The organism is Chryseobacterium ureilyticum (assembly GCF_900156735.1).
Lineage (GTDB): Bacteria > Bacteroidota > Bacteroidia > Flavobacteriales > Weeksellaceae > Chryseobacterium > Chryseobacterium ureilyticum.
The window spans coordinates 589,400-601,334 of record NZ_FTOL01000003.1 but is presented as its reverse complement, the minus strand read 5'-3'; the positions used below and the strand labels follow the sequence as shown (position 1 = coordinate 601,334).

Genomic DNA, 11,935 nt, shown 5'->3' with positions numbered 1-11,935 from the left:
TGATTAATTTTCTTTATTACCTAAGATTAATGTAACGTGGTTAGATCTCTTTCTGATTCTATACCCTCTACCTTGTGGAGCTGGTCTTAGTCTCTTCAATTGTCTTGCACTATCCACGAATATTTCTTTAACGATAAGGTTTGCTTCCTCGATGTCAGCTCCTTCGTTTTTCACTTGCCAGTTAGCAATAGCTGAAAGAAGTAATTTCTCTAACTTGTTAGAAGCCTCTTTCTTAGAATATTTAAGGATGTAAAGTGCTTTGTCTACCTGCTCTCCTCTAATGATATCAGCAACTAATCTCATTTTTCTTGGAGAAGACGGGCAATTATTTAATGAAGCTTTTACAACGTCTTTGTTAGCTTCTTTTCTTGCGATTGAACTATCTTGTTTTCTTGATCCCATGATTATCTGCTTCCTTTGTTTTTGTTACCACCATGACCTCTGAAAGATCTTGTTGGAGAAAATTCGCCTAACTTGTGACCAACCATGTTTTCTGTAACGTAAACTGGGATAAAAGATTTCCCGTTGTGTACAGCAATAGTTTGTCCTACGAAGTCCGGAGAGATCATAGATGCTCTAGACCAAGTTTTGATAACTGTCTTCTTACCAGACTCTATATTTGCCTGAACCTTCTTATCTAAAGTATGATGAATGAACGGTCCTTTCTTAAGTGATCTTGCCATAATTATTTTCTTTTAGATACGATGTAACGGTTAGACACTTTGTTTTTCTTTCTAGTTTTGTAACCTTTAGACGGCATACCGTTTCTAGATCTTGGGTGACCTCCTGAAGAACGTCCTTCACCACCTCCCATTGGGTGATCAACTGGGTTCATTACAACCGCTCTTGTTCTTGGTCTTCTACCTAACCATCTGCTTCTACCAGCCTTACCTGATACAGTTAATTGGTGATCTGAGTTGGAAACTGATCCAATCATTGCCATACATTCAGTAAGGATCATTCTTGATTCTCCTGAAGGTAATTTGATGATTGCATATTTACCATCTCTAGAAGTTAATTGAGCTGAAGAACCAGCACTTCTTGCTAAAATTGCACCTTGACCAGGCTTCATTTCAACACAAGAAATAACAGTACCTAAAGGAATGTTTTTCAACTTCATTGCGTTACCTACATTTGGTTCAACGCTTTCACCTGAAACTACTTTCTGATCAACTTTGATACCGTTTGGAGCGATGATATATCTCTTCTCTCCGTCTGCGTACTCTAATAAAGCGATAAATGCAGTTCTGTTTGGATCGTATTCTACAGATTTTACAGTTGCTTCAACGTTTGCTTTGTTTCTTTTGAAGTCAATAATTCTGTATTTCTTTTTGTGTCCACCTCCGGTGTAACGCATGGTCATTTTACCTGTTTGGTTACGTCCACCTGACTTTTTAATACCAACTGTTAGAGATTTCTCTGGTTTGTTGGTAGTAATTTCCTCAAAATTGTTTACAATTCTGAATCTCTGTCCCGGGGTGATAGGTTTTAATTTTCTAACAGACATTACTATTATTTATAATTAATAATTAATTTACAGCAAAAATATCGATAACCTCACCTTCAGCAAGTTTGATTACCGCTTTTTTCAATTTGTTTGTCTTTCCTACTTGAAGACCTTTTTTAGTGTATTTTGAAGAAACCTTCGGAGCATAAATCATTGTGTTAACGTCTGCTACTTTTACACCGTAAGCTGCTTCAACAGCCTTTTTGATCTCGATCTTATTCGCCTTAGGGTTAACTAAGAAAGAATAAGTACCTCTTAAATCTGTAAGGTAGTTAGCCTTTTCTGAAATAACTGGTTTAATAATAACTGACATGACTTATTTCTTTAAATTTTCCTGGAATTTTTCAACTGCACCTTCGAAGAAAATAATCTCACCAGCGTTCACTAAATCGTAAGAACTAATTTCGTTGAAGTTCATTACTTTAGCTTTAGGCAAGTTTCTTGAAGATAAATACACATTCTTGTTAGCTTCAGGAAGAACGAATAAAGATTTTTTACCGTTAAGTTCCAATGCGTTTAATACATTGATGAAATCTTTAGTCTTAGGAGCGTCAAAGCTCATATCTTCTAAAACTTTAATGCTGTTGTCTCTCATTTTTTGAGATAAAACAGATTTTTTAGCTAATCTCTTAAGAGCTTTGTTCAATTTGAATCTGTAGTCTCTTGGTTTTGGTCCGAATACTCTACCTCCACCTCTGAAAGTTGGAGATTTGATATCACCATATCTAGCAGATCCTGATCCTTTTTGCTTCTTAAGCTTTTTAGTAGAAGCAGTAATTTCGCTTCTTTCTTTTGCTTTATGAGTACCTTGTCTTTGAGCAGCAAGATACTGTTTAACTTCTAAGTAAACCGCGTGCTGATTTGGCTCAATTCCGAATACTGTTTCGTCTAGAGTTACTTTTCTTCCGGTCTCTTTTCCTGATGTATTTAATACTACTAGTTCCATTTTCTGATAATTACATAAGAATTTTTAGCTCCCGGAACAGCACCTTTTACTACTAAAAGATTTTGTTCTTGATCAACTTTTAACACTTGAAGGTTTTGAACAGTTACCTGCTTACCTCCCATTCTTCCAGCCATTCTCATCCCTTTGAATACTCTTGAAGGGTCTGAACCAGCACCGATAGAACCTGGAGCTCTAAGTCTGTTGTGCTGACCATGAGTTGCCTGCATTACACCTCCAAATCCGTGTCTTTTAACAACACCCTGGAAGCCTTTACCTTTTGAAGTTCCTGTTACGTCAACATATTCACCTTCAGCGAATAAATCAACTTTTACTTCTTCTCCTACTTTTACTTCATCAACGAATTCTCTGTAGAATTCAACTAATTTAGCTTTAGGAGCAGAACCAGCCTTTTTAAAATGACCAGCTAACGCTTTACCAACGTTCTTCTCACTCTTGTCATCGAAACCTAATTGAACAGCTTTATAACCGTCTTTTTCTAAGGTTCTGACCTGTAAAACCGAGCATGGACCTGCTTGAATAACTGTACAAGGAATGTTTTTTCCTTCTTCGTTAAACAAAGATGTCATACCGATTTTTTTACCAATAATACCTGACATTGTTTATATTATAATAAAATTTATCCTTTATTTTTTTCCATTTTTCGGAAGTCTGAAGTGATTTCTACTTTTGATATAGGCACACTACGCTCCTAAAATGAGTGTGCAAATTTATGAATATTTTTGTAACTGACAAATATTTCAACTAAAATATTTTGATTTTTAATCATTTAGATAATTTTCAGAAAGAAAATGGGTTTTACCAAAATGAATCAATCATAAAAATTGCACTTTTTTCTCCAATCATTAATTTTAATAATTCAGAGCCTACTGCAAGAAGCAAAATAAATGCCATAACTATACGATAATGAAACATTTCGCCGTTTCTGTTGTCAAAATATCAGTATACAGACCAACTATTAAATATTTTTTTGTTCCTACTATAAAAATATAACTGAAAAACATAGCGGTTCTAAAAAAACAAAAGCCTCATGATCACTCATAGGCTTTTAACTATTAATAATCCATATTAAGTTATGGAACCAATTCTATAGGATTATTACGCTTCTTAAGCTTTTCCCTCACCTGACTTTCTGCATTAGGATTAAGACTGAATCCACTTTTCGAGATTTCCTGAATAATATTCTCCTGGCTGTTTTTTAATGCTCTGTAAAAATCAGCTTTAGATACTTTTTTCCCACTAAGTTTACCCTCCGAAATCCACAAAGGTTTTTCATCGGCAAGATTTTTATAGCTCAACAATTCAAATTTGTAATGATTTTTGCTATCCTCCATTTCCACGATCAGCCCCGGAAGCCCATAAAATTTATACGGTCCGTCCGAAACCGGAATATCATTTGTAAACCAAGCTTTATAATGACGTCCTGCATAATCCAGATGTGCAGCCTGACATTTGAGATCACCTATTTTCTTTTTCTCATCAGCAATTACCCATTTGAACCCAGGATTTTCTTCATACGAAAAATCAGCCCTGATTATTTTATCATAGAAATCAATTCTATTCTGTCCGCGGTCTTTAACGATCCTAAATGAAAAATCAGTTTTTGGAATATTTCCTAAATTCAAATTAGAAATAGAAGACTTATTAGCAATAAGAGCAGCTGTTATGGAATCTCTCTTGTAAGAATTCAAACTCATAAACTGCGATTTCTCCTTTCCTATTTGCAAAACAAAATACTCCTGTCCTCTGTTCTCAACATCCAATGAATCTCTCTGACTGGTCAGTAAATAAACATATTGAGATTTCACCACATCCAAATTAACTACTTTCTGACTTTTCACATAAATGGTAAGGAAAAAACACAACAACACCATTCCAAGTTTCTGCATAAAAATTTCAGTTTTAATTAATAAAAAAGAGGATTTAACATCCTCTTCATAATATAGATTATCGTATTAATAATTAAGGACACAATATTGCATCAGCTATAAGAACAACTTCTACAATATCTCCGGTTGTATCTCCACAAGCTACCCCTTCTATTCCACAGGAAAGCGTTGCAGAAACACACGCAAAAGCCGATTCTGCTTCCACTGCTTCTACAGCAGGTGTATTTTCTTCTGTAATTTCAACTTCAGGAGCGATTGTGTTTGCACTCATCAGACCAGCAACCATTAATGTTGCTACTAAGAATAATTTTTTCATGGTAATATTTTTTTGTTTTAGTTTTACTAAATAATTAAAAAAAAAGCAAACAAGCAAATTTTTTAATAAAAAAATCACCAATTGATGATAAAATAATTAAAACATTTTTAAAACAAACAAGTATTTGAAAAACAAAAACTTAACCAGATTTCAGTATTTATCACTATTTAATGACATTAACTCCAATTTCTTCTAATCCGATCTGATCTTCGATGGAAATACCATTATCCGTAATCAGATAATCTATCTGATCCAAAGAAGCAATTTTACCGAAACCTTTCTTGTTTAATTTTGAAGAATCTGCAACAACCACAGTTTGATCGGCGCATTCCATCATAACTTGATTCAGATGTGCCTCGGAAGCATTGGATGTACTGATTCCAAATTCCAAATCAATACCATCTACACCTAGGAAAAGCTTATTACATGAAAATTGCTTAAGTATTCCTTCAGATATAGAACCTACAATAGAAGTAGAACTTTTCCTTACTTCTCCTCCCAATTGAATAACATTAATATTAGGATTATTACAAAGCTCTATTGCTACTCTTAAAGAAGATGTAAGAACTGTAAGCGGACCAAAATTCATCAACATTCTTGCCAGATAATGCATTGTAGTTCCTGACGCCAGTATAATACAGTCATTTTCCTGAATCAGCGGTAAAGCGGCTTTAGCAATTGATTGTTTTGCTTCTACATTAATACTTTCTTTTTCTACTACATTTTTTTCATAAGCATATCTCACCTGCTTACTTGCGCCTCCATGATTTCTAAAAAGAAGCCCCAGACTTTCGAGATAGTTCAGATCCTTTCGAATTGTAACTGAAGAAACATTCAGCTTTTCACACAAATCCTGAACGAGAATATGTCCTTTTTCATCAAGCTCTTTTAATATTTCATCATGCCTTGGAATTAGCTTTTCCATTTTATTCGTTTCCTCAAAATTAACGTTTTTTTTTCAAACATTTAAATTTCATTTATTTTCTTTTTGCTTTCATTTTTAATTTATATATTTGAAAACGAAACATAAACGAAACATTTATGAAACGAAACGAAGAACTCAGTAAATTAACCAATGTAAAAGAATGGGACTTTATAGTCATAGGAGGAGGAGCCAGTGGTTTAGGTTCAGCATTAGACGCAGTAAGCAGAGGTTTTAAAACATTATTGCTTGAATCTCATGACTTTGCGAAAGCAACTTCCAGCAGAAGTACTAAGCTTGTACATGGTGGAGTAAGATATTTAGCGCAGGGAGATGTAGGATTAGTGAAAGAAGCTTTAAAAGAGAGGGGATTATTAGCAAAAAATGCTGCTCATATTGTAAAAAACCAATCTTTCATTATTCCGAATTATACTTGGTGGGGCGGAATCTACTACAAAATAGGTCTTTCCGTTTACGATTTCCTTGCCGGAAAATTAAGTTTGGGTAAAACAAAATATATTAGCAAATCAAAAACTGTTGAAAAACTACCTACTATTGAACAAAACCACTTAGCAAGTGGTGTTGTTTATCAGGACGGACAGTTTGATGATTCCCGACTTGCAATCAATTTAACTCAAACAATTATTGAGAAAGGAGGAAGCGCTGTTAACTACGTGAAAGTGGTTAACCTTTTGAAAGATGACAACGACAAAATCATCGGAGTGGTTGCAGAAGATCAGTTTTCAAAACAGCAATATCAGCTTTACGCAAAAGTTGTTATCAATGCTACTGGTGTTTTCACGAATGATATTCTTAATATGAATAATCCTAAGCATGGTAAACTGGTGGTTCCAAGCCAGGGTATCCACTTAGTATTGGATAAATCATTCCTGAAAAGTGATGATGCTATCATGATTCCGAAAACTTCAGATGGAAGGGTTTTATTCGTAGTGCCATGGCATGACAGAGCATTAGTAGGAACAACAGATACACTTTTAAAAGACGAAAGTTTTGAGCCTCGTGCGTTGGAAGAAGAAATCAGCTTTGTTTTAAATACTGCAAGACAATATTTATCTAAAAAGCCAACCCGTGAAGATGTAAAATCTGTATTTGCCGGACTTCGTCCTCTTGCCGCTCCAAAAGACGGAAGTAAAAGCACAAAAGAGGTTTCCCGAAGCCACAAAGTGATCGCCTCTGATACAGGTTTGATTTCTATTATTGGCGGAAAGTGGACTACTTACCGAAAAATGGCTGAAGACACTATTGATAAAGCTATGCAGGTTCACAAACTTGGCAATACAACTTCCAAAACAGAACATCTTTCTATACACGGAAATATAAAACCGGAACAGGTAGACAGAACGAATCATTTATATGTCTACGGGTCCGACATCCCTGCTATAAAAGCATTACAACAAAGCAATCCACGATTTTCACAGAAAATACACCCAGACCATCCATTCACTGTAGCGGAAGTGGTATGGGCTGTAAGAAATGAAATGGCAGAAACTATTGAAGATGTTCTTGCCAGAAGAGCTCGCCTATTATTCTTAGACGCAAGAGCTGCGATAGACAGCGCACATAATGTGGCAAGAATCATTGCAGAAGAAAGAGGACAGTCTGAAGAATGGGCTCAGCAGCAGGAAAATGAATTCATTGAATTAGCAAAAGGGTATTTATTAATCCCTTATTCACCTAAAGTTATTAACCTAAATTAATACACGATATATGAATGAAAAATTAATACTCGCTTTAGATCAGGGGACAACTTCCTCTAGAGCGATTCTATTCAATCATAGCGGAGAAATAAGATATATCTCTCAAAAAGATTTCAGACAAATATTCCCAACTCCGGGTTGGGTAGAACATGACCCGAATGAAATATGGTCATCACAGATCTCCGTAGCAGCAGAAATTATTGCCAAAGCAGGCATTTCCGGGCTGGAAGTTGCCGCAATCGGAATTACCAATCAGCGTGAAACGACTATCGTTTGGGATAAAGAAACGGGAGAACCTATTTACAACGCTATCGTTTGGCAGGACCGCAGAACATCTAAATATTGCGATGAACTGAAAGAACAAGGTCATGGAGAAATGATAAAGGAAAAAACAGGGCTTATTCTGGATGCATATTTTTCTGCTACCAAACTGAAATGGATTCTTGATAATGTAGAAGGAGCAAGAGAAAAAGCTGAAGCCGGAAAACTTTGTTTTGGAACTGTTGATACCTGGCTGGTATGGAAACTTACTCGTGGAAAAATGTTTATCACTGATGTTTCCAATGCCAGCAGAACGATGCTTCTGAATATCCATACATTAGAATGGGACAATGATCTATTGGAATTATTTAATATTCCAAAGAACATCCTTCCTGAAGTAAAACAAAGCAGTGAAGTATATGGAGAAACAGCCACTACTCTATTTTCCACTAAAATTCCTATTGCTGGAATTGCAGGCGACCAACAGGCTGCACTTTTTGGACAAATGTGTATAAAGCCGGGAATGGTAAAAAACACTTATGGAACAGGATGTTTCCTACTTATGAATACCGGAAAAGAAGCTGTTTTATCTAAAAACAACCTTTTAACTACAGTTGCATGGAAAATTAATGGAGAGGTAAATTATGCCTTGGAAGGAAGTGTATTTGTAGGCGGGGCAGCAATTCAATGGTTAAGAGATGGTCTTAAATTGATTCATTCTTCTGATCAGGTAAATGATCTTGCAGCATCTGTTGAAGATAATGGCGGCATTTACTTTGTGCCTGCTCTTACCGGTCTGGGAGCTCCTCATTGGGACCAATATGCACGTGGAACGATTGTAGGTATTACAAGAGGAACTACTGACGGACATATTGCAAGAGCAACTTTGGAAGGAATTGCATTCCAGGTTTATGATATTGTAAAATCTATGGAGGCAGATTCCGGAAGAGCAAGTCTTGAACTAAGAGTAGATGGTGGCGCTTCTGCAAGTGATCTTTTAATGCAGATACAGTCTGATCTTTTCGGATTTAAAATTACAAGACCAAAGACCCTTGAAACAACCGCACTAGGAGCTGCGTACCTTGCAGGACTTGCTGTGGGATATTGGAAAAACATTGACGAAATACAAGCTCAATGGATTGTAGATAAAGATTTTCATCCAAAATTGGAAAAAGAAAAAGTAGATTCTATGGTTCATTTCTGGAATAAAGCCGTATCTCGTGCACAGTGCTGGATAGAAGATTAATTTCCTTACCTTAAAAATACACATATGACTCCATTTATCGCAGAAGTGATCGGGACGATGCTTCTTATTTTATTAGGCAACGGTGTTGTAGCTAATGTTGTCTTAAAGGATACCAAAGGAAATAATTCCGGATGGATCGTTATTACCACCGCTTGGGCATTAGCTGTATTTGTTGGGGTAACCGTTGCAGGTCCAATAAGTGGAGCCCATTTGAATCCCGCTGTAACTATAGGCTTAGCTACTGCCGGAAAGTTTTCCTGGGATCTGGTACCTTCTTATATTGCAGCCCAAATGATTGGGGGAATGCTGGGTGCTTTTCTTGTATGGTTATTCCATAAAGATCATTTCGCCATAACGGAAGATGAAGGTGCCAAGCTTGCGTGTTTCAGTACAGGTCCTGCGATCAGAAAAGTTTCATCCAATCTTATCAGTGAGATTATTGGAACATTCGTTCTGGTATTCGTTATTTTTTATATTTCGGATCCAAGTATCACTTTACAGGCTGATCCTAATGCAAAAGTAGGATTAGGTACTGTAGGAGCCATACCCGTTGCCTTTCTGGTTTGGGTAATAGGACTTTCTTTAGGCGGAACTACCGGTTATGCTATTAATCCTGCGAGAGATCTTGCTCCAAGAATTATGCATGCCATTCTTCCGGTAAAAGGGAGCAGCGACTGGGGCTATGCATGGATTCCTGTAGTAGGACCTGTTGCAGGGGCTGTAATTGCGGCATTACTATTCATGATATTAAAATAGAAACACAAATGATGAAAATATTAAAAGGAATCTTCCTGCTCGTTTTAGGCACAGGAAGATTATTTTCTCAGGAAAATGGAGACGTAAAAGAAGCCAAAGAAAGTCGTTTAGACTTTACAGCTAATATTCAGAACAACCATTTATGGAGAGGTTTGATCATTACAGATAAACCTGTCGTCATGGGAAATCTTTCTTATGCTCTGGATGCGGAAAAGAAATGGAAAGTAGGTATTTGGGGAGCTTCTGCCCTAGCAGATGACAAGGACAACACTCATTATAAAGAGATCAATTATTATATTCAATATTCTGACGGACGTTTTTACATCGGATTATGGGACCTTTATAATTCCAGGAATATCAATACGGCGGTGGCTGCGGATGATATTTTCAGTTATTCGCAGAGAAGAACAGCTCATATTATTGATCTAAGAACGAATTATACTTTCGGATCTTCATTTCCGATCAATATTGAAGCAGACATCATGCTATATGGAGGAGCGAATGCCGGAGAAGTTATTCTGGAGCCGGATGGAAGCTATAAGAAAAACAGATATTCCACCTACGTTCAGGCAAGCTATCCTGTGATCAGCGGACAGAAAGTAAATCTGGATGCTTTTGTGGGGGCAGGATTTTCATTGAACGGAGATACCTTTCTGTATGGAAATGGAAAAAACAATTTTGATATTGTGAATGTAGGAGTAAAAGCAGGAAAGGTTATCAAAATCACGGAACATTACAGTCTTCCGGTTTCTATGATGGCAATGTGGAATCCTTCGAATAAGTATGCAAGAATTCAATTGGCTGCAACAGTCTTTTAATTCAGATTTTAAACTAAATTATAGATAAACCACTTCTCTTTGGAGTGGTTTTTTGTTTGCCTAAAATTACCGGGATTCCACTATTTATGAGTTCAACAGATATCTTTACCTTTGAAAAAAAATAATATGAAAAAGATTTTCAGCTTAATCATTCTTTGCATCAGTATTTTTGCTCTGGCACAGGTCAAAGTTCCTTTTGTGGGACATAGAAGTTTTGATATTTTGAAAGGTTATAGCGGGACGGGAACTCCGCACTATTATTTGGATGTGAAAAAGAATGGAGATGTATATTTTGGATATGTTCAGGTAAATCAGGCTAATGGGAAGGAAACCAAAGAAGAAGTAAATGCCGGGAAATATGCTGTCAATAAAATAATGAAAGTAGAATTCAAAAAGTACAAGGAAACGTTTCTATTGAAGTTTAATAAAGACAAAATTTATCTTACTGATGAAAAAGGAAATATCAAGAATCTTGAAGGCTGCTGCTCTGCCAGAGAAAGTATAGACAAAGAGACTTGTAACTGCGAAAGTGAATTATACGAATAGATACGGGATGAAAGTATTAAAATTTTTATGGGTTTTATTTTTTATTGTTTCCTGCAATAAGAAAGAGAATCATCCTTATACATTTTACTATTGGAAAACGAATCTGAAGCTGGATCAGGATGAAAAAAAAGTGTTAGACCAAGCTTCTGTTTCTTTTCTGTACACGAGGTTTTTTGATGTTGACAAAGCTAGCGGAAAATTTCAGCCCGTTGCAGTTATTACAAAAGACAAAAGCTTTCAAACGGATAAACAGATTGTTCCAACAGTTTTTATTACCAATCAAACGATGCTAGGAATTTCTCAGGAGGAAATCAGTTTTCTGGCGGAAAGTATTCATCATTTGGTACAAAGGAAAACAGAAGAATATCATTTAAAGGTCAATAATGAAATTCAAATTGATTGTGACTGGACAGCTGGTACGCGGGATGATTATTTCAAGTTTTTAAAGGAACTCAAGAGGGTTTCAGGAAAAAATATCACATGTACATTGCGACTTCATCAGGTAAAAGATAAGAAACAAACCGGAATTCCTCCTGTGGAAAAGGTTTACCTGATGTGCTACTCCACGTCTTCGCCATTGGAAAAGTCAGATAAAAATTCTATCCTGGATGTGAACACTTTGAAAAGCTACCTATCCAAAATAGAAGATTACCCGATCAAAAATATCGAGGTTGCTTTACCCATTTACTCGTGGGGAATAATTACGAATCATCTGGGAAAACATAAACTGATCAATGCATTATCAAAAAAGGACCTTGAAAACCCTAATTTCAAAAAGATATCCGATCATGAAGTGGAGATCATGAAGGACGGATTTTATTTTAGAAACTATCTGAATAAAGGATTCAAAATAAAGGTAGAAGAAATCACTGATGAACAACTCGAAGATGTAACCAACTTTCTGGAGAAAAAAATCCAGCATTTTAATATTATTTATTATCAATTAGATAGTAAATTTGTGTTAGATCGAAAATTTTAAATCTTTTAAAGAT

At 35.9% G+C, this 11,935-nt stretch carries 15 protein-coding genes; 6 read left to right on the top strand and 9 right to left on the bottom strand.

Annotated elements, in window-relative coordinates; all coding sequences use genetic code 11:
• Positions 1 to 3: 3 nt before the first annotated feature.
• From rplV to BW983_RS12420, 9 genes are all read right to left on the bottom strand, one after another.
• On the bottom strand, positions 4 to 402 hold the full coding sequence (gene rplV, locus BW983_RS12460; protein WP_029297778.1) for a 50S ribosomal protein L22: 399 nt from the start codon (positions 400 to 402) through the stop codon (positions 4 to 6).
• 2 nt (positions 403 to 404) lie between these two features.
• Positions 405 to 683, bottom strand: coding sequence for a 30S ribosomal protein S19 (rpsS, locus tag BW983_RS12455; protein WP_002983209.1), 279 nt, complete (start codon positions 681 to 683; stop codon positions 405 to 407).
• Between the two features lie 2 nt (positions 684 to 685).
• Positions 686 to 1,507 carry a 50S ribosomal protein L2 gene (rplB, locus tag BW983_RS12450; protein ID WP_034678013.1) on the bottom strand — a complete coding sequence of 274 codons (822 nt, stop codon included), beginning with the start codon at positions 1,505 to 1,507 and terminating at the stop codon, positions 686 to 688.
• Positions 1,508 to 1,529: 22 nt separating this feature from the next.
• A complete protein-coding gene (gene rplW / locus BW983_RS12445) occupies positions 1,530 to 1,820 on the bottom strand; it encodes a 50S ribosomal protein L23 (RefSeq protein WP_045491154.1) in 291 nt (96 codons plus the stop codon).
• Positions 1,821 to 1,823: 3 nt separating this feature from the next.
• Positions 1,824 to 2,453 (bottom strand): 50S ribosomal protein L4, encoded by a 630-nt coding sequence (gene rplD, locus BW983_RS12440; RefSeq protein WP_065395918.1) that lies wholly within the window; start codon positions 2,451 to 2,453, stop codon positions 1,824 to 1,826.
• Positions 2,444 to 3,070, bottom strand: coding sequence for a 50S ribosomal protein L3 (rplC, locus tag BW983_RS12435; RefSeq protein WP_002983195.1), 627 nt, complete (start codon positions 3,068 to 3,070; stop codon positions 2,444 to 2,446). The genes rplD and rplC overlap by 10 nt, the downstream gene beginning before the upstream one ends.
• A 474-nt stretch (positions 3,071 to 3,544) precedes the next feature.
• Positions 3,545 to 4,360 (bottom strand): GLPGLI family protein, encoded by an 816-nt coding sequence (locus BW983_RS12430; RefSeq protein WP_076552244.1) that lies wholly within the window; start codon positions 4,358 to 4,360, stop codon positions 3,545 to 3,547.
• 73 nt (positions 4,361 to 4,433) lie between these two features.
• On the bottom strand, positions 4,434 to 4,676 hold the full coding sequence (locus BW983_RS12425) for a hypothetical protein (protein WP_139329265.1): 243 nt from the start codon (positions 4,674 to 4,676) through the stop codon (positions 4,434 to 4,436).
• A 163-nt stretch (positions 4,677 to 4,839) separates the two neighbouring features.
• Positions 4,840 to 5,601 (bottom strand): DeoR/GlpR family DNA-binding transcription regulator, encoded by a 762-nt coding sequence (locus BW983_RS12420; RefSeq protein ID WP_076552242.1) that lies wholly within the window; start codon positions 5,599 to 5,601, stop codon positions 4,840 to 4,842.
• 116 nt (positions 5,602 to 5,717) lie between these two features.
• Here BW983_RS12420 and BW983_RS12415 point away from each other — a divergent pair, with 116 nt between their 5' ends.
• The 6 genes from BW983_RS12415 (at position 5,718) to BW983_RS12390 (ending at position 11,922) form a co-directional block, all read left to right on the top strand.
• Positions 5,718 to 7,316 carry a glycerol-3-phosphate dehydrogenase/oxidase gene (locus BW983_RS12415; RefSeq protein ID WP_076552241.1) on the top strand — a complete coding sequence of 533 codons (1,599 nt, stop codon included), beginning with the start codon at positions 5,718 to 5,720 and terminating at the stop codon, positions 7,314 to 7,316.
• A 10-nt stretch (positions 7,317 to 7,326) separates the two neighbouring features.
• Complete coding sequence (glpK, locus tag BW983_RS12410) at positions 7,327 to 8,823, top strand: glycerol kinase GlpK (protein ID WP_076552240.1); 1,497 nt, start codon at positions 7,327 to 7,329, stop codon at positions 8,821 to 8,823.
• 24 nt (positions 8,824 to 8,847) lie between these two features.
• Positions 8,848 to 9,579, top strand: coding sequence for an MIP/aquaporin family protein (locus BW983_RS12405; RefSeq protein ID WP_076552239.1), 732 nt, complete (start codon positions 8,848 to 8,850; stop codon positions 9,577 to 9,579).
• Positions 9,580 to 9,587: 8 nt separating this feature from the next.
• Positions 9,588 to 10,397, top strand: a complete 810-nt coding sequence (locus tag BW983_RS12400) for a hypothetical protein (RefSeq protein ID WP_076552238.1) — start codon at positions 9,588 to 9,590, stop codon at positions 10,395 to 10,397.
• A gap of 126 nt (positions 10,398 to 10,523) precedes the next feature.
• Positions 10,524 to 10,943, top strand: a complete 420-nt coding sequence (locus BW983_RS12395) for a hypothetical protein (RefSeq protein ID WP_076552237.1) — start codon at positions 10,524 to 10,526, stop codon at positions 10,941 to 10,943.
• Positions 10,944 to 10,950: 7 nt separating this feature from the next.
• Positions 10,951 to 11,922: a hypothetical protein gene (locus tag BW983_RS12390; RefSeq protein ID WP_076552236.1), complete on the top strand. Its 972-nt coding sequence runs from the start codon at positions 10,951 to 10,953 to the stop codon at positions 11,920 to 11,922.
• Positions 11,923 to 11,935 lie beyond the last annotated feature (13 nt).